The organism is Cohnella sp. GCM10012308, assembly GCF_042649185.1.
In the GTDB taxonomy this organism is placed as follows: Bacteria; Bacillota; Bacilli; order Paenibacillales; family Paenibacillaceae; genus Cohnella.
The window spans coordinates 101,268-123,569 of the sequence record NZ_JBHRYU010000018.1 but is presented as its reverse complement, the minus strand read 5'-3'; the positions used below and the strand labels follow the sequence as shown (position 1 = coordinate 123,569).

General features: G+C 59.1%; 23 protein-coding genes. All 23 read left to right on the top strand.

Features of this window, described 5'->3' with window-relative positions; all coding sequences use genetic code 11:
* Positions 1 to 28: 28 nt before the first annotated feature.
* The 23 genes from ACFOTD_RS19555 (at position 29) to ACFOTD_RS19445 (ending at position 22,241) form a co-directional block, all read left to right on the top strand.
* Entirely contained in the window at positions 29 to 580 is a 552-nt protein-coding gene (locus tag ACFOTD_RS19555; protein WP_378121625.1) for an acyltransferase, read from the top strand.
* Between the two features lie 97 nt (positions 581 to 677).
* Positions 678 to 1,655 carry a polysaccharide pyruvyl transferase family protein gene (locus tag ACFOTD_RS19550; protein WP_378121624.1) on the top strand — a complete coding sequence of 326 codons (978 nt, stop codon included), beginning with the start codon at positions 678 to 680 and terminating at the stop codon, positions 1,653 to 1,655.
* Complete coding sequence (locus tag ACFOTD_RS19545; RefSeq protein ID WP_378121623.1) at positions 1,652 to 3,085, top strand: sugar phosphate nucleotidyltransferase; 1,434 nt, start codon at positions 1,652 to 1,654, stop codon at positions 3,083 to 3,085. Before ACFOTD_RS19550 ends, ACFOTD_RS19545 begins: the two co-directional genes overlap by 4 nt.
* Positions 3,082 to 4,422, top strand: a complete 1,341-nt coding sequence (locus ACFOTD_RS19540) for a UDP-glucose dehydrogenase family protein (protein ID WP_378121622.1) — start codon at positions 3,082 to 3,084, stop codon at positions 4,420 to 4,422. Before ACFOTD_RS19545 ends, ACFOTD_RS19540 begins: the two co-directional genes overlap by 4 nt.
* A gap of 28 nt (positions 4,423 to 4,450) precedes the next feature.
* Positions 4,451 to 7,381 (top strand): chitobiase/beta-hexosaminidase C-terminal domain-containing protein, encoded by a 2,931-nt coding sequence (locus tag ACFOTD_RS19535; protein ID WP_378121621.1) that lies wholly within the window; start codon positions 4,451 to 4,453, stop codon positions 7,379 to 7,381.
* Between the two features lie 14 nt (positions 7,382 to 7,395).
* Positions 7,396 to 8,700, top strand: a complete 1,305-nt coding sequence (locus ACFOTD_RS19530) for a sulfotransferase family protein (RefSeq protein ID WP_378121620.1) — start codon at positions 7,396 to 7,398, stop codon at positions 8,698 to 8,700.
* Positions 8,697 to 10,640, top strand: a complete 1,944-nt coding sequence (locus ACFOTD_RS19525; RefSeq protein WP_378121619.1) for an asparagine synthase-related protein — start codon at positions 8,697 to 8,699, stop codon at positions 10,638 to 10,640. The genes ACFOTD_RS19530 and ACFOTD_RS19525 overlap by 4 nt, the downstream gene beginning before the upstream one ends.
* Positions 10,641 to 10,704: 64 nt before the next feature.
* Complete coding sequence (locus ACFOTD_RS19520) at positions 10,705 to 10,833, top strand: paeninodin family lasso peptide (protein WP_282909749.1); 129 nt, start codon at positions 10,705 to 10,707, stop codon at positions 10,831 to 10,833.
* Positions 10,834 to 11,125: 292 nt separating this feature from the next.
* Entirely contained in the window at positions 11,126 to 12,088 is a 963-nt protein-coding gene (locus tag ACFOTD_RS19515) for an aldolase (RefSeq protein ID WP_378121618.1), read from the top strand.
* A complete protein-coding gene (locus ACFOTD_RS19510) occupies positions 12,085 to 12,390 on the top strand; it encodes a lasso peptide biosynthesis PqqD family chaperone (protein WP_378121617.1) in 306 nt (101 codons plus the stop codon). The genes ACFOTD_RS19515 and ACFOTD_RS19510 overlap by 4 nt, the downstream gene beginning before the upstream one ends.
* A complete protein-coding gene (locus tag ACFOTD_RS19505) occupies positions 12,390 to 12,878 on the top strand; it encodes a lasso peptide biosynthesis B2 protein (protein WP_378121616.1) in 489 nt (162 codons plus the stop codon). Before ACFOTD_RS19510 ends, ACFOTD_RS19505 begins: the two co-directional genes overlap by 1 nt.
* The gene (locus ACFOTD_RS19500) at positions 12,856 to 14,028 is read left to right on the top strand and encodes a nucleotidyltransferase domain-containing protein (RefSeq protein ID WP_378121615.1); all 1,173 of its coding nucleotides are present in this window, start codon (positions 12,856 to 12,858) and stop codon (positions 14,026 to 14,028) included. Before ACFOTD_RS19505 ends, ACFOTD_RS19500 begins: the two co-directional genes overlap by 23 nt.
* Before the next feature lie 15 nt (positions 14,029 to 14,043).
* Positions 14,044 to 15,852 (top strand): ABC transporter ATP-binding protein, encoded by a 1,809-nt coding sequence (locus tag ACFOTD_RS19495; RefSeq protein WP_378121614.1) that lies wholly within the window; start codon positions 14,044 to 14,046, stop codon positions 15,850 to 15,852.
* 114 nt (positions 15,853 to 15,966) lie between these two features.
* Entirely contained in the window at positions 15,967 to 16,587 is a 621-nt protein-coding gene (gene cysC, locus ACFOTD_RS19490) for an adenylyl-sulfate kinase (protein ID WP_378121655.1), read from the top strand.
* A 21-nt stretch (positions 16,588 to 16,608) separates the two neighbouring features.
* A complete protein-coding gene (locus tag ACFOTD_RS19485) occupies positions 16,609 to 17,121 on the top strand; it encodes a VanZ family protein (protein ID WP_378121613.1) in 513 nt (170 codons plus the stop codon).
* 706 nt (positions 17,122 to 17,827) lie between these two features.
* Positions 17,828 to 18,397, top strand: coding sequence for a hypothetical protein (locus ACFOTD_RS19480; protein WP_378121612.1), 570 nt, complete (start codon positions 17,828 to 17,830; stop codon positions 18,395 to 18,397).
* 132 nt (positions 18,398 to 18,529) lie between these two features.
* Positions 18,530 to 18,892, top strand: a complete 363-nt coding sequence (locus ACFOTD_RS19475) for a hypothetical protein (RefSeq protein ID WP_378121611.1) — start codon at positions 18,530 to 18,532, stop codon at positions 18,890 to 18,892.
* A 248-nt stretch (positions 18,893 to 19,140) separates the two neighbouring features.
* Positions 19,141 to 19,812 (top strand): bis(5'-nucleosyl)-tetraphosphatase (symmetrical) YqeK, encoded by a 672-nt coding sequence (gene yqeK / locus ACFOTD_RS19470; RefSeq protein WP_378121610.1) that lies wholly within the window; start codon positions 19,141 to 19,143, stop codon positions 19,810 to 19,812.
* 31 nt (positions 19,813 to 19,843) lie between these two features.
* Positions 19,844 to 20,350, top strand: coding sequence for a DNA topology modulation protein (locus tag ACFOTD_RS19465; protein ID WP_378121609.1), 507 nt, complete (start codon positions 19,844 to 19,846; stop codon positions 20,348 to 20,350).
* A gap of 73 nt (positions 20,351 to 20,423) precedes the next feature.
* Entirely contained in the window at positions 20,424 to 20,750 is a 327-nt protein-coding gene (locus ACFOTD_RS19460) for a DUF3024 domain-containing protein (protein ID WP_378121608.1), read from the top strand.
* A 23-nt stretch (positions 20,751 to 20,773) separates the two neighbouring features.
* Positions 20,774 to 21,289 carry a DUF3841 domain-containing protein gene (locus tag ACFOTD_RS19455; RefSeq protein ID WP_378121607.1) on the top strand — a complete coding sequence of 172 codons (516 nt, stop codon included), beginning with the start codon at positions 20,774 to 20,776 and terminating at the stop codon, positions 21,287 to 21,289.
* 94 nt (positions 21,290 to 21,383) lie between these two features.
* Positions 21,384 to 21,791 (top strand): hypothetical protein, encoded by a 408-nt coding sequence (locus tag ACFOTD_RS19450; RefSeq protein WP_378121606.1) that lies wholly within the window; start codon positions 21,384 to 21,386, stop codon positions 21,789 to 21,791.
* A 24-nt stretch (positions 21,792 to 21,815) separates the two neighbouring features.
* Positions 21,816 to 22,241 (top strand): NUDIX hydrolase, encoded by a 426-nt coding sequence (locus ACFOTD_RS19445; RefSeq protein ID WP_378121605.1) that lies wholly within the window; start codon positions 21,816 to 21,818, stop codon positions 22,239 to 22,241.
* Positions 22,242 to 22,302 lie beyond the last annotated feature (61 nt).

Below are 22,302 nucleotides of genomic sequence, written 5' to 3'. Positions count from 1 at the left end.
CCAGGCACGGAAGGACGACATCACAGACATGCAGCTTCGGGGCATTACGGTAAAAAACGTTTGGAAGCAAGGCTGCAGAGTGCTGCGCGGCGCGCTGTTCCGCCGCAAGACGGCCTTGTGCGGGCGCTGGCTGCGGGTTGCCGGCGGCGTGAGAGTGTCCAAGACGAGGCGGTCGAGGCTCGTCCTCGGCAGCTATGTCCTCCTTTACAGAGACATCGGATTGTTCCTGGATTCGGAGGAGGCCGTCGTCGAGATCGGCGACCATACGTTCCTCAACCGGCGGAGCGAGGTCATGTGCAAGCGGCATGTCAAGATCGGCAGCCACTGCGCCATCTCGTGGGACGTCACGATCTCGGATACCGACTATCACGCGCTGGAAGGCTCGGAGGCGACGCGGCCGGTACATATCGGGGATCGCGTGTGGATCGGCAGCCGGGCGACCATCCTCAAGGGCGTCACGATCGGCGAAGGCGCCGTCATCGCGGCGGGCGCCGTCGTCTCGAAAGACGTGCCGCCCCGCGCGCTCGTGGCCGGCGTCCCGGCGAGAGTCATACGGGAGAACGTGAACTGGTCCCTTTAGAGGGACGGACAGCGGCAAGGCAAGCAACGATCATGCAAGATAACGATCATGCAAGCAACGATATAAACGCGCAGCTAAGCGCGAAGGAGACAAGCGGATGGAGATCGCGACCTTATCGGCTCACCCGATGGATGAGCTCAAAAACCGGCTGAGGATCATACTGAACGTCATTCCGCCCGGCTCGAACATTTATTATATCGACTATCCCGTTTATTCCAACGGCGGAGACCTGCTCATCATGAAAGGGACGGAAGCCTTCTTCAGGGAAAATGGAATCCGGGTACGGGCGCGATACAGCGCGTTCGACTTCCCCGACGGGCTGAGCGTGCCGAAGGACCATATTCTCGTGCTGCAGGGCGGCGGCAACTTCGGCGATCTGTACCCCGTGCACCAGAAGCTGCGCGAGCGCGTCGTCGCCGGCTACCCGAAGAACCGGGTCGTCATCCTGCCGCAGACGATTCACTACAAGGACGTGCGGGAGTTCGACCGGACCGCCGACATCCTGAACCGCCACAAGGACGTGCACCTGTTCGTGCGCGACACGCTGTCGCTGGATATGGCGAAGGACAAGTTCAAGAACTGCGGCGTCTACCTGTCCCCGGACATGGCGCATCAGCTGTGGCCGATTCGCGGAGGTAGCGAGCCGGCGCGCGATATCCTTCGCTTCATGCGCACCGATATCGAGAAGACGGCCGGGCAGGACGGGCTGACGCTCGAAGGCAAGGGCGACGATCTCGATTGGTCGACGCTGTACAGCCGTACGGAGCATCGGTCGATCCGCGCGATCGGCAAGGCGCTGCGCATTTCCAAGGGCAAGCTGCCTGTCGGGAAATTCTGGATCAGGTACTCGGACCGGCTCGTGAGCAAGGCGGTCGAGCGGTTCGCGCAGTACCGTACCGTGCAAACGTCCAGGCTTCACGGCCATATCCTGTCCTGCCTGATGGACAAGCCGAACGTCCTGTACGACAACGCGTACGGCAAAAACGGCCGCTACTATCGTTGCTGGACGCAGAGCATCGCATCGGCCAAGCTGGCTGCCGAGCCGAATAACAAGCAGAGCGGAGGGATGGCATGAAAATCGTGCTCTTATCCGGCGGATCGGGCAAGCGGCTCTGGCCGCTGTCCAACGATTCCCGCTCCAAGCAGTTTCTGAAGGTGCTCAAGGATCCGTCCGGCCGGCCCGAATCGATGATCCAGCGGGTATGGCGGCAGCTCGGAGACGCCGGGCTGCAAGACCATGCCTACGTGGCGACGGGCAAGTCCCAGGTCGAGATTCTGTACGGCCAGCTCGGCAGCGACGTCAGGCTGATCGCCGAGCCTTCGCGCAGGGACACGTTCCCGGCGATCGCGCTTGCGGCGACGCACCTGTATGCGATGGAAGGCGTAAGCCTCTCCGAAACGATCGTCGTCATGCCGGTCGATCCTTACGTCGACGGCCGGTTTTTCGCGGAACTCGCGAAGCTCGAACGCGCGCTGGACGCTTCCGGCGCGGATCTGGCGCTCGTCGGCGTGCAGCCGACGTACCCATCCGAGAAGTACGGGTACATCCTGCCCGGATCGAGCGCCGCAGGTGAGGACGGGAGCGTCGGCACGGCTGCCGGCGCGCATGAAGGCGAAGACAAGCCGTTCATGACCGTACGCGGTTTCCGCGAGAAACCGGCAAAAGCGGAGGCCGAGGCGATGATATCAAGCGGCGCGCTGTGGAATTGCGGCGTGTTCGCGTTCAAGCTAGATTTTCTGATCAACATTCTGATCGCCCACGAGCTCCCGATCCAGCATGAGGAAATGGCGAGGCGGTACGACTCGCTGCCGCAGATCAGCTTCGACTACGAGGTCGTCGAGAAGGCGAACCGCATCGCGGCCGTCCGCTACAAGGGCGACTGGAAGGACCTGGGCACGTGGAACACGCTCACCGAGGAGATCGCAGAGCCGCTTACCGGCAAAGGCACGATCTCGTCGCAGACGCGGGGCGCGCACGTCATCAACGAGCTGGACGTCCCGATCGCGGTGCTCGGCTTGTCGGACGTCATCGTGGCAGCGAGCCCGGACGGGATCCTTGTCGCGGACAAGGCGCTGAGCCCTATGGTGAAGGACCTGCTTAAGTCCGCCGATCAGCGGCCGATGTACGAGGAACGGCGCTGGGGCAGATACCGCGTGCTGGACTATGCGGTCTATCCGGACGGACGCGAGGTGCTGACCAAGCGGATCACCATTGCGGGGGGACGCAACCTCAGCTATCAGTACCACAGCCTGCGGGACGAGGTTTGGACCGTCATGGCGGGCAGCGGCACCTTCGTCCTGAACGGACGCATCTCGTCCCTGGCAGCCGGCGACGTCGTCCGGATTCCCAAGGAAAGCATGCACAGCGTGCGCGCCGAGCAAGATCTCGAGATCATCGAGGTTCAAACCGGGACGCTCCTGATCGAGGAGGATATCGTCCGGCTCGAGATGGTCTGGGGAGAGATCATGGAACTTTGCGAGACACAACAGGAGGGATCCATTTGAAAATCGCGGTAATCGGAACCGGCTACGTCGGACTCGTGTCGGGTATCTGCTACGCCGAGCTCGGACATGCGGTCGTCTGCGTCGACAAGGATCCGTACAAGATCGCCACGCTGCAGAGCGGAGGCATCCCGATCTACGAGCCGGGTCTCGAGGAGCTGTCGCGCAAAGGCGTCGCGGCGGGCAAGCTGCGCTACACGCACGATCTGGCGGAGGCCGTGCGCGGCGCCGATCTCGTCATCATCGCGGTCGGCACGCCGCCGCTGCCCAGCGGCCAGGCTGACCTGTCCTATATCGACGCCGCGGCCGCCGAGATTGCGGACGCGCTCGACGGCTACGCGATCGTCGCCGTCAAGAGCACCGTGCCCGTCGGCACGAACGAGCGGGTGCGCGATCTGATCCGCGCCAGGACCGCGGTGCCGTTCGACAGCGTATCGCTGCCGGAGTTCCTGCGCGAAGGCTCGGCCGTGCGCGACACGCTCGAGCCGGACCGGGTCGTCATCGGCGCCGACTCGCCGGCCGCCGCCGAGCGGATCGCCGAGCTGCACCGGCCGCTGACCCAGCAGGTCATGGTGACCGACATCCGCAGCGCGGAGATGCTCAAGTACGCCTCTAACGCGTTTCTCGCGACCAAGATCTCCTTCATTAACGAGATCGCCAACATCTGCGAGAAGGTCGGCGCGGACGTGGCGGAGGTCGCCGCGGGCATGGGGCTCGACCGGCGGATCGGCAACGCGTTCCTCAACGCGGGCATCGGCTACGGCGGCTCCTGCTTTCCGAAGGATACGCGGGCGCTCATCCAGATCGCCGGCCACGTGGAGTACGAATTCAAGCTGCTGCGCTCGGTCGTCGAGGTCAATCAGGACCAGCGCATGCGCATCGTACGCAAGCTCGAGACGATCTTCGGCGGCGAGCTGCGCGGCAAGACGGTCGCGGTGTGGGGGCTGTCGTTCAAGCCCAACACGGACGACGTGCGCGAATCGCCGGCGCTTGAAATCATAAGGCATCTGGTCGACAGCGGCGTAATCGTGAAGGCGTACGACCCGATCGCTACGCCGAGCTTCCGCGGATTGTTCGGGGACGGCGGCGTCGTCTGGTGCGACGGCGCGCTCGAGGCCGCGCGCGGCGCAGACGCCTTGTGCCTGCTCACCGAATGGGAGGCGTTCGCGAGAACCGACCTGCACAGCCTGCAGGAGAAGATGCGCCGGCCCATCCTTATCGACGGGCGCAACGTGTTCAAGGAAACGGATCTTGCCGGTACGGCATTCGTCTATTATTCGATCGGCCGCCCGAGCCTGAATCAGGGCGTCAGAGAGGAAATGCCGATCCTCCAGTATTAAAGGCACGGTCCAAAGGAGCTTCGTCATCATGAAAAGAAAAGCGATCTGGCTCCTGGCGTACGGCATGCTCGTCGTCGTGCTCCCCGCGCATTCGCACGGGGACAGCCTGGGCAGCTACGAGATCGAAGTCGACGACCTTGCCGATTGGGGGCAGACGTACGGGCATTCCGACACGCTCGCCCTGCGAGCGGTCGCAGGCGGCGCGCAAGACGCCACCCGCGTCGCGCCGAGCGGCGCGGCCGGCGAGGAGCTCGTCTACAAGACGAAGGGCAATTTGCGCTCGTTCACGGTTCAAGCTTACGGGGGCGCGGGCGCCGCGAGCGGCGGGCTGCAATTCCTGATCTCGGCCGACGGCTCGTCTTACCGGAGCGTGACGCCGGACGTACACGAGGATCCGGGCGAATCCAGGGCCGTGACCTACGCGTCCAGGGGATTTCCGCTCGGCACGAAGTATCTGAAGATCGCTTTCGAGGGCAAAAGCGCGGGCGCCGCGCCGGAGATCGGCGAGGTCGTGCTGAACGACGCCGCCGGCATCGAGGCCAGCAAGCCGTCGGGCGCGGTATTGTACGGCAGCATGATTATGCTGTCTCCCAAGGAGGAGGGCGAAGCCGTCTACTATACGACGGACGGCAGCGATCCCCGCACGTCCGCGACGCGCAAGCTGTACGGCTCGCCGATCTCGATCGCGAGCGAGACGCTGCTGAAGACGACTTCGGCGAAGCCGGCGAGCGGGCCGGCGAAGGCGACGGACGGCGTATCCACGTATTCGTACACGCCGTATCCGCTCGTCTCGCCGCCGCCGGGCATCGACGACAAGCTGGACAACTTCAATCTGACGGCCGTCCGCGCCAACGTCTATACGGCGACCGACAATCCCGCCTACTACGGCGGAGACGGCCGCCGAGCGGTCCGGGCGACGCTGGGTGCCGGCGTGCTCCTCTACAAGACCGAATACGACATGACTTCCTTTTCGGTCAGCAGCTATTATTTTGCAGGCCTTCCGCTCAATAAGCTGAAGTTTTACGCCTCCTCCGACGACGAGACGTACAACGAGGTCGCCGCCGAGGCCTACCCGGCCGGCCTTCCGGTGAAAAACTGGCAGCCTTACGCATACGAGAACATGGCTCTGCCGGCAGGCACGCGATACCTGAAGATCGAGCTGCTGGGCAAGGACAAATCCTGGACCCCGCAGGTGTCGAGCGTGGCGATTAACCTGAATACGGCTTCGGTGGCGCTTACGACGTCCAAGACGAAGGGCGGCATGCTCGCTTCGCTCGCAGCGGCGAGCGAAGGGGCCCGCATCTACTATCGGCTGAACGAAGGGGCGGACTTCCTGCCGTATACGGCGCCGATCCCGCTGAACGGTTACTACCGGCTGGAAGCGTATGCCGTCAAGGAAGGGCTGCAGCCGAGTCCCATCCGCAGCTATACCATCAATGCGAGCGACGAGGTGAAGCTCGACCGGTTCGGCCAGATGGAGGACGCGAGCTTCTCGGGCAAGGTGACGTCCGAGTCGCAGCTGGCGGCGGACGCGAAGGCCGACGCGGCTTACTATGCGAGCCTCCAGGCGCCGGCCGGGCGAGACGCCTACGGCGGACTGGCCGGCAGCAAGGAAAAATACGGCTTCAAGGCGACCGGCTACTTCTCTATACAGCGCCTGAACGGCCGCCCGGTCATGACGACCCCGTCGGGCAATCTTTATTTCAGCCTCGCGGTCAACGGCGTGACGCTTAACGAGACGTATTCGCTCGTGAAGGGCAGGGAGACGCTCTACGAAGCGGTGCCGCCCTACGCCGGGGAATACAAGCCCGCCTGGTTCGGGACGGACAGCTTCTCGTATTATGCGGCCAACAAGTACCGCAAGACCGGCGTTTTCCCGACGGAGCACGACGTCTACATGGAAGCGATCGGGCGGCTGGCCAAGTGGGGCTTCAACGGCATCGGCGGCTTCTCGCCGGAGAAGTACGGCGAAGAGGGATTGTTCCCCTACACGCGCATGCTGCCGCTCGACAGCATGAGCTGGGCCAAGATCAACGGCCTGTCGATCTTCGACATCTATGCGACGGGCGCCGAGGCCAAGCTGGACAAGGCGTTCGCCCAGGCGGTCGCGCCGTACAAGGACGACCCGATGCTGGTCGGCTACTTCATCGGCAACGAGTACGATTATCACAAATTTTATCAGGTCGTGCCGGGCCTCAAGGCAAGCAAGGCGGCGATCAAAGGCCGGCTCGTGCAGCGCCTGGCGTCCAAGTACGGTACGATCGCCTTGTTCAACAAGGCCTGGAAGACGAACTTCGCCTCGTTCGACAGCCTGAAGGAAGCGAAGCTGCCCGTCGATACGACCGCCGCCTGGAGCGATATGAACGGGTTGTTCGCGGAGTATCTGGACCGCTTCTACGGCACGGTATCCAAGGTGTTCCGCAAGTACGACCCGCATCATCTGCTGCTCGGCGACCGGTGGACCGTGACGGCCTTCCGGGACGCGAAGCTGCGCGGCATGATCGGAGCGGCCGAAGGCAAGTACGCGGACGTGATCAGCCTTAATTATTACTCGTACAACGTCGAGACCGATTTGCTGGCCGATCTGTACGCCAAGGCGGGCAAGCCGATCATGATGAGCGAGTTCGGCTACGGCACGTCGGAGCAGGGACTCGCGCAGCTCATTCAAAACGCGGCGTCGAACCAGGCGCAGCGCGGCATCCGGTACCGCAACTACGTGGAGGGCGTCGCATCGCTGCCGTACGTCGTCGGAGCCAACGTGTTCAACTACGTGGACCAGGCGGGCCTTGGCCGTCACTGGCAGGGCGAGTGGGGCGAGCATTACAATTCGGGTCTCGTCAACGTCGCGGACCGGCCGTACAAGGACTATGCGACGGCGGCGAAGGCGACGAACGACGACATCTACCGGATCATGCTCGGCCAGCGGCCGAAGTATTTTTACGAATTCAACAAGAAGTGAAGGAGGCGCCCCGGATGGTCGACGCAAGCGGCAACAACCTCGTATTCCTGCTGTGCACGCCGAGAAGCGGCAGCTCCCTGGCCACGGTCATGCTGCAAAATCACAGCAGGGTGTATGCGGCGCAGGAGATGTGGTTCCTTATGAGCCTGCTCGACCTGAAGGCGGCGCAGCGGCGGGCGTACGGCGGCGGAGCGATCCTCGAGCGGTTTTTCGGCGGCGTGCTGCCCGAAGACGCGTTCGCGGACGCGTGCCGGTCGTTTGCGGTCGAGGCGTACAACGGACTCCTGCGCGGCGGCGACGGCGCGGACATCGTCGTCGACAAATCGCCGAGATACTATTATCTGCTTGAGTTCCTCGACGCGCTGTTCCCCCGGTCCAAGCGAATCTGGCTGCTGCGCAATCCGCTGGACGTGCTCGCTTCGTACAAGAAGCTCGGCGCGTCGCGCGGAGGCGCCGCGGACCTTGCGGAACTGCTCACGGGCTCCGCGTTCGATATCAAGGCCGCGGATCTGACGATCGGACTGCTCCGATACATGCAATACTTCGCTGCCCCCGATCCGTACGCCTACCGGCTGCGCTACGAAGCGCTGGTCGCCGATCCCCGCGGACAGCTGGCGGGCGTGAGCGAGTTCCTCGGCATCAAGTACGAGGACGGCATGGAGCGGTACGGCGAGCGGATGGGGACGGCGAAGTCCGAGCTGTACTTCAGCATGGGCGTCGGCGATCCCAACGTCGCGGACCATGCCGCGCCGCACACGAAAGCGGTCGGCTCCTGGAGGGAGACGCTCACTAAGAAGGAAGCGGAGCTGTACGTTCGCTTGCTCGGGGCGCGGACCTTCGAGGCCCTCGGCTACGGCGAAGAGCTGGCCGATGCGGAGCGCTGGACCGGCGTCCGCTTCGAACGCGAGCCGGAGGAAGCGCTGCTCGCGCTGCGGGAGAAGCAGCTGGCCGACGCGACGGGGAACCGGTGGGAGCCGGCGTACGCGATGCGGAGCGGGGCCGCCGACAGAATCAAGCCAGCGGATGGCGCAGCAGAGGGCGCCGCGGATCGAACTTCGGCGGGCGTGCATGCGGCTTTGTCGGCGATGGCGGACGAGGCGAAAGAGGTCCGCGCGGCCGATGCGCGCGTGCAACAGCTGCAGATGACCGTCCGCGCGCTGGAAATGCGGCTCGAAGCCGGCATTCGCGAGCAGCGGCATCTCCGCGCGCAGCTCGGTTCGATGAAGCGGAAGGCGGATTGGCTGAAGTCGGCCATTCCCTTCGGCAGGCGCCTGTCCCGGTTCGCATCGGCCTACATGGCCGGCGGAGGGAAGAAATGAGCGCGCTGGCAGGTTTGATCCGCTTCGACGGCCGGGAGGCGGAGGCAGCGGACGGCGAGGCGATGATGAGCGCCATGTCGCGTTACGTCGCGGACGACGTGCGCACCTGGCGCGACGGGCCGGCGTTTCTCGGCTGCCGCATCCGCTGGATTACGCCGGAATCGGTCGGCGAACGGATGCCGGACGGCGATGCCGGCGGCGCCTGGGGCGGGCGGCTGCGGATCGTCGCGGACGCGATCCTCGACAATCGAGCCGACCTGTTCGAGCGGCTCGAGGTGCCGACCGTCCGCAGGTCCTCCGTGACGGACGGCGAGTTGATCTTGCTCGCGTACCGCCGATGGGGACGGCTCGCGCCAACGCACTTGATCGGCGACTTCGCGTTCATGATCTGGGACGAGACCCGCAAGGAGCTGTTCGGCGCGCGCGATCTGTTCGGCAGCCGCTCGCTCTACTACCACATCGGCACGGGGCGTATCGCCTTCGCCACGACGATGGCGCCGCTGCTGGCGCTGCCGGACATCGGCGGCAGGCTGGACGAGACGTGGCTCGCCGAATTCATGGCGATTCCCGAGATGTTCGAGTCCACCGACGCCGGCGCAACGCCGTATATCGGCGTTCGCCAGGTGCCGCCGGGACATTCGGTCGTCTTCGCGGACGGCCGGGCAAGTTTCGAAGCTTACGGCTCGATCGAGCCGGCCGGGCCGCTGCTGCTCAGGTCGGACGGCGAGTACGAAGAAGCGATGCGCGACGTCTTCGGCGAAGCCGTCCGCGCCAGGCTGCGCACGCATCGCGAGGTCGCGGCGACGCTGAGCGGCGGCCTCGACTCCGGTGCGGTCGCAGGCTTCGCGGCGAGAGCGCTGCTGCAGGAGGGCAAGACGCTCCAGGCTTACAGCAGCGTGCCGTCCAGCGGCTTCGCCGATTGGACGCCGGGGCATGCGGCGGCCGACGAGCGTCCGCACATCTCGGCAACGGTAAGGCATGTCGGCAATATCGATTCGTCGTACATGGACTTCGAGGGGATCAGCCCGCTGAGCGAAGTGGACGATTGGATCGACCTGCTGGAGTCGCCCTACAAGTTTTTTGAAAACTCGCATTGGCTCAAAGGCATTCACGAGCGCGCGGGCAGCCGGGGCGCGGGCGTCCTGCTCACCGGCGCGCGGGGCAACTTTACCGTCTCGTGGGGGCCGGCGCTCGACTACTATGCGCAGCTGTTGAAGCGCATGAAGTGGATGCGGCTGTCGCGCGAGCTGCGCATGTTCGGCGCGAACAAAGGCATCGGCCGGCGGCGTCTGCTGTCGACCTTGGGGAAGCTGGCCTTTCCGGCGCTCTCGGGCGGGCGGCGCGGCGGCGAAGAGCCGGATCTGCCGGCGATGCTTATCCACCCCGACTTCGCGCAGCGCACGGGCGTATTCGCCAAGCTGCGCGGCGGAGGGGGCGGCTCCTCGGCGGCGGATCCCTTCGCGCTGCGCAGGGACAAGCTCGCCAGCCTGTCGGCCGCGAACAAAAACGGCGCGACCGCGACCAAGCTGTCCCTGCGGTACGGCGTATGGGAGCGGGATCCGACCTGCGACCTGCGGGTCGTAAGGTTCTGCCTCTCGGTGCCGGTCGAGCAGTACGTGCGGGACGGCATGGACCGCGCCCTGATCCGCCGCGCGACGAAGTCCGTGCTGCCGGACGAGGTCCGGCTCAATCAGCGGATTCGGGGCGTCCAGGGCGCGGATTGGATCCACCGGGCGGCGCCGATGTGGCCGCATTTGCAGGACGAGCTGCGGCGGCTCTGCAGCGACTCGGCCGTCGCCGGCTACCTGCACGTCGACCGGATCCGCGCAGCCGCGGCCGGGATCGGGCGGGAGCCCCGTCCCGAGCTCGCTTTTCACCCGGAGATGAGGCTGCTCTTGCGCAGCGTGATCTTGTACAGATTCATTAAAAAGCACGCCTGACGATCGGGAAAGCAAGCTGCGCCTGCGGGCGCGATCCCAGCCTTTGAAAGGAGGTGAACGCACAATGGCAAAGCAACAATGGCAAACGCCCGAGCTCGAAACGCTGAACGTCAGCGAGACGATGTACGGCAAGGGCATGACGAACATCGACTTCGTCACGGTCGAAGACATGGACATCTACACGCCGAGCTGATTCTGCTTCAAATTCTAAATTGTCCTTATACAGTCCGAAAGCGGGCTGTATAAGGACTTCTACTTCTTTATCCGTTCGCAACGGCTTGATCGCAGATAGAGGCACGAGTAAGCATGTAGATATACGGTTTAAATTCGCATCCGCTGTTAATGGAAAAGGATGCACGAAATCCTCGGTTTGCGGTTGTCCCGCTGGCTACGGCGCAAGGAAACCGGCAAATCTTTACCTTTGGCCATATCCGCGTTAGCGGTCGAAATAGTCATCCCATTCTACGAAAAAAGGAGCGATTACGATGATCGATGCGGCTTTGGCCGAACGAACGGCGACGACGACGGTCTACAGGGCCTTCGGTCTCGACATGGCGAGCACGATCCCGCTGCCCGAATTGCCGCCGGCAGGCGCAGGGCGAACGGCAGGATCTCCGGACGTGACGATCGATACGGCCGATCCGGTTCCGCTCCGGGAGGAGCTTGAAGCGAGCGGCAGCAACTTTTCGCTGACGCGCGAAGGCAGCCGCTTTCTCTTCCTGATCCCCGATACGGCCGTCTATTGTATCGACGAAGGCCGCCATATCGCGGTCGCGCCGCTGCCTGGCGCTGATCCGGAGAAGGTGCGCGTGTACCTGCTCGGCACTTGCTTCGGCGCGCTGCTCCTGATCCGCGGGCTGCTGCCGCTGCACGGCAGCGCGGTCGTCATCGGCGGCAAGGCGTACGCCTTCGTCGGCGATTCGGGCGCGGGCAAGTCGACGCTCGCCGCGGCGCTCGTCGGCATGGGACATCGCCTGCTCAGCGACGATGTCGTAGCTGTCATGGCCGGCGTGGACGGCAAGCCGTACGTGATGCCCGCCTATCCGCAGCAGAAGCTGTGGCGGGAGAGCCTGGACGGCCTCGGGATGCATGCCGCCCCGTACCGCACCATTTACAGGGAGACCGAGAAGTTCGCCGTGCCGGTCGCCGAGCGCTTCGGCTTGGACCCCGTGCCGCTGGCAGGCGTGTTCGAACTGGGGCGGGCGGAGGGGACGCGGATCGGCGTCTCCCGAATACCGGTGCTCGAGCGGCTGCGCGTCATGCTGCAGCATACGTACCGACAGGCGCTGATTCCCCGGCTCGGTCTCGTCGACTGGCATTTCCGCGCGGCATCGGGCATTGCGTCCGGCATCACGGTCGGCAGATTGTCCAGACCGTCAGACAGGTTCACGGCGAGAGAACTCGCAGAGATCATGATTCGATTCGACAAGGGAGGCCTACCGGTATGATCGAAGCAGGCTTGAAGGATACGCACGATACCGAGCAGATCGTCGTGCGGGCAGAGGGCAATATGGCAAGCGACATGAACGGCGAAAAAGTGATGTTCAGCACGCGCACGGGCAAGTATTACAATCTCGGCGCCGTCGGCGGACGGATCTGGGATCTGATCGAAGAGCCCATCGATATCGGCCGGCTGATCGATACGCTGGCCGCGGAATACGAGGTTGAGCGGGCGACGTGCGAACGTGAGGCATTCGCTTTTCTGCGCCAGATGTACCGGGAGTCGCTGATCGAGGTGCGTTCGTCCTGATGCGGGCCTTTAGAAAGTTCATGGCTTGGCCCGCCGCGCGCCGGCGGCTCATGCTGGAGGCGTTCGTCTATCTGGCATGGGCGCGAATCCTGAAGGCGATGCCGTTCAGCCGGCTCGCGCCGAAGCTGGGCCGGCCGATGACGGAGACGCCGCACGTGCACGATCTGAGCGCCGAGCGCGTCGTGCGCAGCATCTCGGAAGCGGTGCGGACGATGAGCCGCCACACGTTCTGGGAGAGCCAGTGTCTCGTCCAGGCGCTTGCGGCCAAAAAAATGCTGGAACGGCGGAGCATGGACAGCACGCTGTATCTCGGCACGGCCAAGGACAAGCAAGGGAACCTCATCGCGCATGCATGGCTCCGCAGCGGCCCGGTCTATCTGACGGGCGCCGGGGAGCGGCGATTGTTCACGACGGTGGCTGTATTCGGCACGGACTATTCGACTGAAAAGATAGAAGGTGCGAGGCATGAATCAAACATTCGAGCTTGATACGACCGCTTTTCCCAGGGAACTGACCGCGATGCTGGCGGCGATGCGCAGCGATGCAGCGCAGGAGGAAAAGGCGCAGCAGGCGCCTCCGTTGCCGAACATCGATTGGAATCAATTCGTGAAGCTGGTCCGTCATCACCGGGTCTATCCGCAGATCCGAGGAGATCGGGACGGCACCGGCTTGATTCCGTCCGATGTCCTGCAAGCCCTGGGCGGCGACTACCGGCAGAACACATGGCGGATGCTCCGGCTGAGCGGCGAATTGGACCGGCTGTGCAGATCGCTGGGCGAACGGGGCGTGCGTTCGCTGGCCCTTAAAGGTCCTGCCCTCGCCCGGCAGCTGTACGGAGACATCTCGCTGCGTACGTCCAAAGACCTGGATATTCTCATCCCCGTCGGCGACCTGGAGCACGCGGAGCGTCTGCTGCTGGAGCTCGGCTATCGGGCGGACGAGCCGATACCGCGCGGACTCGGGGACTGGAAGTGGAAAATCCATCACGTCTCCTTCACGAATCCGCAGTCCGGGATCCAGGTGGAGGTGCACTGGCGCCTGAACGGCGAAAACGGCAAGGAGCCGTCGTTCGAAGCGCTATGGCGGGATCGGCAAGCGTGCGCGCTGTCCGATGCGGTCTATATGCCGGGCGACGCGCACCTGTTCATGTACCTGGTGACGCACGGCGCACGCCATGGCTGGTTCCGGCTGCGGTGGCTTGCGGACATCGACCGCATGGTCGGGCGCGAGCTGGACTGGAGCGCGATTATCCCGCTGCTGCGGCGCTACCGCGCGCTCGATCAGGCTGGGCAAGCGCTCGTGCTGGCCTCGGGACTTCTGCACACGCCGGTTCCCCGCGAGATGAGCCGCGTGCTCGCCGGCGGCCGCGGTCCCGCGCTGGCGGATCGCGCGCTCGGCTTTATCCGCGATACCGTCGTATTGACGACCGACCCGAGCGCCGGCGAAGTGTCGCGGATTTACAAGCGATACTTATTCGAGCTGAAGACGACGCGCCAAAAATGGGGTTACGCGATCAGCCGGCTGTATCCCAGCTTCCGGGACACCAAAGCGCTGCCGCTGCCGCGTTCCTTGTATTTTCTATATTTTCCGCTGCGGCCGTTCGTCTGGCTGTGGAGGCAGGTACGCCAGCAGACTTGAGGACGGAGTGAGGCGATGAACGAACTGCGGTTTTACTTGAGCCGGCTGCGCAGCTACGCGGGAATGCGCCTGTACGCCCAACTGCTCGCGATGGTCGCGCTCGGCTTGTTCGACGGCATCGGCATTTACATGCTCGCGCCGATGCTCGGACTTCTCGGCTTGCTCGGCACCGGCGCGGGCGGCACCGGAAGTCTTCCTTTTGCGGGCGAGGCGCTGAGCGCGCTGCGCGAACTGCCAGCGAACCTGGCGCTGCCCGTCCTGCTGGCCGCTTACGTCCTTATCGTGACGCTGCAGTCGCTGCTGCAACGGGCGCAGAGCATTCGCGGCACCCGGCTGCAGCAAGGCTTTATCAGGCATCTGCGCCTCACGCTGTATGCGTCGCTGATGCGGTCCGACTGGATCTTTTTCCTGCGTCGCCGGCGATCCGACTTCCATCACCTGCTCACGTCCGAGCTGGCGCGGGTCAGCCAGGCGACTTACCTGTTTTTGCAGCTCGCTTCCTCGATGGCGTTTACGGTCATCCAGATCGGGATCGCCTTCTGGCTGTCGGCCAAGCTGACGGCGGTCGTGCTCGTTAGCGGCGCCGCGATCGCGATCGTCATGCGCCGCAAGATCCGGCGGGCCAAGGAAGTCGGCAACCGGACAAGCGAGCTCTCGCAGCAATATTACGCGGGACTGACCGACCATTTCAACGGCATCAAGGACATTAAGAGCAACCGTCTGGAGGACTCTTATCTCGGCTGGTTCCGCGGTCTGACAGGGCGGATGGAGGCTAACTTTATCGCCTTCGCGCGGCTGCAGGCGACGACGTCGAGCTTGTACAAGATTTCTTCGGCAGCGCTGATCGCCTTGTTCGTGTATCTGGCCGTCGAGGCGCTGCACGTCGGCGCGGGCGAGCTCTTGCTCATCGTCGTGCTGTTCGCGCGGCTGTGGCCCCGCTTTGCCCAGATTCAATCGAACGCGGAACAGATCGGCTCCGCGATTCCCGCGTTCCGCAGTCTGCGCGAGCTCGAGCGCGAATGCGCCGAAGCCCGCGAGGCGGGCAGCGGCGGAACCGTCGAGCGCGCGGAAGGGCTGGAGGTCAAGACAGGGATCGAGTGCCGCCATGTCTACTTCAAGTACGGCGGCGATCCGAACGCCGAATATGCGCTGAAGGACGTGTGCCTCAGCATACCCGCCGGGAAGATGACTGCGATCGTCGGCAAGTCGGGTGCGGGCAAGAGCACGCTCGTCGACCTTTTGATGGGCCTGCTCGAGCCCGAGCGCGGCTCGGTGCTCATCGACGGCCTCCCCGTGGCGGGAGAGCGGCGGCTGGACTTGCGCCATGCGGTGAGCTATGTCGCGCAGGAGCCGTTTTTGTTCCATGAGAGCATCAGGGATAATCTACTGGCCGTGCGGCCGGACGCAAGCGAACCGGAGCTGTGGGAAGCGCTGCGCTTCTCGGCTTCGGAAGATTTTGTGCGGCGTTTGCCCGAAGGGCTGGGCACGGTCGTCGGCGACCGCGGCGTCCGGCTGTCGGGCGGCGAACGACAGCGGCTCGTGCTGGCGCGGGCGATCCTCAGGAAGCCGTCGATTCTCGTGCTGGACGAAGCGACCAGCGCGCTGGATACCGACAATGAGGCGCGGATCCAGGAGGCGATCGATCGACTCAAGGGAAAGATGACGATCATCGTCATCGCGCACCGGCTGTCGACGATCCGTGGCGCGGATCAGGTTGTTGTCATGGAACAGGGCGAAGCTATCGTGCGGGAAGACGGCCGGATAGGGACACAGGACGGCCACCACGCCGAAGGCGTCGTCGAATGGCCGGCAGGCGTCAGATAAACGCCTCGCGAAAGAGCCGCGCGGGCAACTACGGGAGGGATTAGAGTGCGGGTAGACGAGACGGATGGACAAAACGGTTCGGCCGACACGACATCGGGTCGAAGAGAGGCGCCAGTGGGGCAAGTCACCTGGCAGAGCTCCGGCGTCGCACGCGCGGAGCGGGAGCGCAGAAGCGGATATCCCGGGCGCGTGCTTTGGTTCACGGGACTGCCGGGATCCGGCAAGTCGACGCTCGCCTTCTCGTTGGAACGGGAGCTGCATGCCCGAGGGATCGTCTGCTATGTATTGGACGGCGACAACGTCCGTCACGGTCTGTGCCGCGATCTGGGGTTCTCCGAGGCCGACCGGCGGGAGAACCTGCGCAGAGTCGGCGAGGTATCCAAGCTGTTCGTCGATGCGGGAATCGTCGTACTGGCGGCGCTCGTCTCGCCAAGCGGCGAGGACCGGCAGATGGTCAGGGATTTGTTCGAGGAAGGCGATTTTGCGGAAATCTACGTTCGTTGTTCGCTCGAAGAGTGCGAGCGCAGAGATCCGAAAGGACTTTACAAAAAAGCGCGGAGCGGCCAAATTCCGAGCTTCACGGGCATCGGCGCGCCATATGACGTCCCCGAGCGGCCTGAGCTCACGATCGATACGCAGTTAGAATCCGCGGACGAATCCGTCGCTGCGCTGATCGAATATCTGGAAGCGCGCGGCGAGCTGCTCGGCAGGCTGGCGGAAGCGGGGCGGCTCTAGCGACAGAAAGGGGAAAACATCATGACCTACAAAATCAGTTGGAGGCGTATTGCGGCGCTTATCCTCTTGTGCTGCGTCGTCGTGGTCATATTTAAGCTATCTTCGCAGCCATACAGCAAGCAGACGATTCAACCGCTTCTATTTCGAACGTTGTCTTTTGACAAGGCAGAAAGATTGCTGCCGGGCCTGGACATCCATTACGACGGCAAAGAGTACCGCCGTGACGTCAATCCGTACGGCATGATCGAATTCGCGTTTCGCAAGGGCGCTCACCTGTTCGTCTACGGCGTGCTTGCGGCAGTGACCGCGCTTGTACTGCGCTTGTTCCGATGGCGCCCGGCTGCCGCGGCCGCCATGTCGTTGGCAATCGTCGGGCTGGTGGCCATCCTGGATGAGTGGAACCAACGCTATTCCTCGGCCCGCACGCCCACCTATCAAGACGTGCTCGTCGATCTGGCAGGCGGCGCGATAAGCCTCGCCTTCTGTTTTGGAATGTCCGCGCTCTATCGCCGGTGGCGAAGCGTTCGCCGATGAATTCTCTTAATGTTTTAAATATGAGCGATCCGCCTGGTGCGGGTCGCTCTTTTTGCCGTTGCTCACCTTCCTGATTCAGGGGGCGGCGATTCGTGAACTGGTAAGCGCGCGATCGGCGTACCGGAACTGGTAAGCGCGCGATCGGCGTACCGGTCGGAGGTTTTTCGGAAGTTTGGCGGGGCGAAAAAGCCTGCATATGTACATGTATTTTCTAGCGACACGCCACACTCGATAAAATGCCTGCAAATGTGCAGGTAAATTCAAAACACAAGCCGGAAATCGGGCTAATGGAGGAAAATACCTGCGCATATGCATCTTTTCTGACCAAAAGGAGCGATCTCGGCGAAAATACCTGTATATTTGCAGGCATTTCTGCGAAAGAACGACGCGGGCGACGATACGTTTGCCCATCGGAACGGCTGTCGGATGAGCGATTGTTAGCCATTCTGCGCGACTAGAGTTTCGGATATCCGCCAAGCCTCAAAAGACCGCCAAGCCTCAAAAGACCGTCAAGGCAATCTTCCCTGACGATTTCTTGGCATGCGCATATCCTTTCTTCAACCTATCGAACGCGAGGCTGCCCGACCGTCTCTTTTAATTTTCCTGAATCTGTTATTTATGATATAACGGAGGTAACATCACAACACGGCGGCTGGATACGAACGTATCGGATACTCGGGCGGGCTGCCGCGAATGGAGGTTTAAGATGCACCGTTTCGTTACCGTTTTCATGCTGGCGATAGTCGTTTTTGCAGGACTCGTTACCTTTCCGCCATCCAGAGCCTTCGCATGCAGCTGCGTAGATTCGAGCATTCCGCAGAAGCTTCAAGACGCTTCTGCCGTTTTTGTGGGCAAAGTGGCCCATAAAGGGTTCTCGAGCTTTTTTACCGCCAGGGAAACGAGACAATACGCCTTTAAAGTCGAGCGAGCGTGGAAGGGCGTAGCGACCAAAAGAGTCACGATTCAGAGCATCGACGGCGATGCTTCGTCATGCGGTACCGGCTTTAAAAGAAATCATACTTATCTCGTATTCGCCTATCAGGATGAGCACAAGCAGCTTCGGACCAGTCTTTGCAGCGGCAATATCCCGCTAACCAAGGCGGACGATGCGATCGCTCAGCTTGGCAAAGCGGAGATCGAAGGCGCAGCTCTGGCTGACGGCAATGGCGAGGGAGATCCGTCCTTGAATCTCTTCTTATACGCATCAGCCATCGTGCTCGTCGCCGCGGCGGGGATCTACGTTTGGAAAATATACAGGCGAAAACGATGGCGGTGAACCATACTGATTAAAAAAATCATAGTTATTATTGTCTTAACGCCAATAATTGCCTTCCTGGGCTTCATTTCACTGTTTTTTATTAGTCCGGTCATCAACAGTTTTCATCTATATAAATTTGAGAAGCAGCTGGTGTCCTATCCACTTCCTCAAAAGACGGAATATCTGGAATCGAAGTCCATTGTAGGCAAGCTAAACGGGAACGGCAACGGAATCGACTTCTTTTCGAGCATACTCGTTCATTCAAGCTTGTCCATGTCTGATTTAGAAAGTTACTATGGAGCAGCAACGTTTAAAACGGCTAAGAAAAGCGGGGCATTCCCGGTCTTCGTCGATGTTTTACCAGTTACAAGAGATCGCATAGCTACAGAGCATGTTGAACGGACTGCGCTGAAGTTTAAGTCATTATCAGACCTCGAACATTATGAAAATTATTATTTTGTTTTGATCTACGATGGTGGTTACGACGCCGGGTTTGATATGAGAGGGCATTAGCATTAACGTGGAGCCGAAGGTGCATGTCTGTCTTCAATGCTAAAGTTAACTGATGAGAGGGCGCTCATATATTAATAGAACGTTCGTTATCATAATCTTCGTATTTTTATTTTTCATCGTTCTTGCATTGTTATTCGGGGGTTATTTGCTATATCAGTTTTTTAAAAGTCTTTGCGGGGCTGCCAGTTGCTAGGCTGAGTTGTTAATTAAATTAATGGAGATTGAAGCTAATCGCAGAGGTGAAAATAATGAATCAAGCGCTTAAAGCCTATGAGATCCCGTTGTCCGGAGATTTGATGAGGGACATTGAAGTGTTTTTTAAGCTGAATAATGATAGTGAGACCCTTCAACATACATTAAAAGTCGCAGCGGAAGCTCGAAATGTTGCAGGACTTTATGATGTCGATCCTGTAAAGGCTGAGCAAGCAGGTTTATTGCACGATATAAGCAACGTAATCCCGGTAAGTAACATGCTCGAGGCCGCGAAGCAGCTTTCAATCGACATTTTAGAGGAAGAGCTGAAGTACGAGCGAATTTTGCATCAGAAACTTTCGAGAGCGATGGCAGAATCCATCTTTAATATTACGGATGAAGATATCTTATCAGCAATCGAATGTCATACGACGTTAAAGCCCGATGCCGCTTTGTTGGATAAGGTGTTATTTATTTCGGATAAAATTTCATGGGAGCTGCCAGGTGACCATGCGTACTTGTTAGAAATTAGAGATGAGGTTTATAATCAAAAACTCGATAAAGGCGTACTTATATATCTGGATTCTATCTGGGAACAAAGATCGAAATTGAAGTTAGTGCATTCTTGGCTACTCCTGGCAAGAGAACAGCTTATAACAGCTGATCATAATCTCGTTCAAATGCAAGGCGTTAAGGAAGAGTTCGATAGGCTTAACGACGCTCAGTAGCCCTCGTCAATATTTAAAACAGGAGAAGCTTATGGAAAGAATCTTAATTATCGGGTCCGCCGGTTCGGGTAAGTCCACCCTTGCTCAACGACTCGGCGAACAATTAAATTTGCCCATCATTCATTTGGACCGGCACTACTGGAAGCCTGGCTGGATTCCAACTCCGAATGAAGAATGGGATCAGTTCGTTATAGAGGCGACCAACCAAGAGCAGTGGATTATGGACGGCAATTATTCGAGAACTTTGAATTTGAGATTAAAACGCGCCGATACGGTTATTTTTTTAGATATGCCCACATGGTTGTGTGTATATCGAATTATCAAACGAAGAATCAGATTTCACGGAAAAACGAGACCCGATCTCAATGAAGGATGCCCCGAAAAGCTTGACCGGGTGTTCTTCAAGTGGGTTTGGAACTATAAGAAACGAAGCAGGGCAAGCGTACTGGACCAAATCATGCATTTTAAAGATAATAAGAAAATCATTATTGTAAAGACGCGGAAAGAAGCGAAGGGGATCATGAAGCAATTCATGTAGCGTCGGAGCAAATAAATTTATTACAATACATATGAGATTTCAACGCTAGCATATGAAGATAAGGAGCACGCACATGTTGGATTCATTTACTAAAAAACGGATCGAAAAAATTCTTATCAGTTATATGGATAAGAAGATTCCTAACCATTTGAAGCATGAAATTCAAATAAAATATAAATTCAGAGGACATACGGTTACCTTATCGCAAGAGAAACCTTCTTATATGCCGGGCGAACGTGTCGAATTTCCGATTGCTCAATTCAGACTTGAGGATAGCCTTTGGAAAGTTTACTGGCAGGACAGTAGAGGTAAATGGCATTTTATCGATGACATTGAGCCCGATACGAACTTTGAAACGCAACTAAAAGCGGTGGATGAGAACGGGATTTTTTGGATTTGAATGCTTGCTTTAGGGAGTGATTCATGAAGCTTTGGACAATCCAGCATATTGAAGCGTGGAGGATGGCTCAATCGTTAGGATATTTAACCGGTAATCCTGAACATGCTATTTTGGGATTTGAAGATAGCTATGCTTGGATGATGGGACAAATGAGGCTTAAACTTGCCGAGTATAAAAATGAGCTTCCAGTTTGGTTATGGACCGCAAGGCCTGATTTAAGATTAGGGGGCAAATTAGAAAGAGGTCGCCCTGGAGTCTTGCTCGAAGTTGAACTAGAGCCTGATGAAGTTTTAATATCCGACTTTATGGCTTGGCATGTTGTGCTCAATGATCAATTTCTCGCCTTTACTGAAGCAGAGGATGAACAATACGATTCCGGAAAATCGAGAATAACAAAGGAACAAAGCTGGACTAGAATTTTCGAATATGAAAAATTAAGACAATTTGAAACCTGGGAAGGTACAGATATGCTGCAAGCTGTTACCGGGCGAATTGATATTTCCAGAATTAAGATCCTAAGAGAATTTGTCGCAAAATAATACCGAATGGTATTTAGCTTAGAAGGATGATAAATTGAGACCCTTATCAACTACCCTCAAATTCAAAATACGGTTAGGAACCAGATTTACGAAAATGAGCTTGCTGATCGTGGCGGTAGGAGTTGTCGTATTGTTCCTTTCTTTAGATAACGACTTGAGCTCATTGACAACTGCGGTGGCATTGTTGTTAACCGGAGGAGCGTTAGTCTATATAAGTATCGTTCGAGCGAACAAGAAATTGATTTTAATACAGACAGGCTATATGGCAAAAGGAACCTATAAAGAATGGAAGAAATCGTATATCACATACAATGAAAATAATTTAGTCTATTTAGTTTATTCATACGTTGATCGAAGTAAAAAGAAAAGAAACGTTTATGTGCTATCATCGAGTACCGACGCCATGGATGAAGTGACCGTTTTTTATAATGAAGATGACAGCGTTGTCCTTGAATATTTACCCGGTAGACCGCATTTTAAAGATAATGAAATTAAGGGTTAGAGCTAATTAAGCGGGGGTGCTATGATGAATCCGCCAAAGCATATCGTTTCTGCAGCTTCCATTGTAATCAATGATAAAAACGAATTGTTGCTCATCAAAGGACCAAGAAGAGGTTGGGAAATGCCTGGGGGACAAGTTGAAGTTGGCGAATCGTTAAGTCAGGCTGCCATTCGGGAAACGAAGGAAGAGTCAGGAATAGACATCGAGATTATAAAATTTTGCGGGATATTTCAGAATGTAGGAAACTCGATTTGTAATACTTTATTTCTAGCCAAACCTGTTGGCGGAGATCTGATTCGGACGGTTGAAAGTCTGGATTCCGGCTTTTTTCCGGTCGAGGATGCGTTGGAAATGGTGACGTGGAAAAATTTCAGGGAAAGAATTGAGCTTTGTCTGAATCCTGCAGCCCACCCCTTTTGTATTGAATTTACGGATGAAAATAATATTTGAAGCAACAATACCACTACCAATATTTAGGTGCAGTGGTATATTTATTTTATGCGCGATAAAG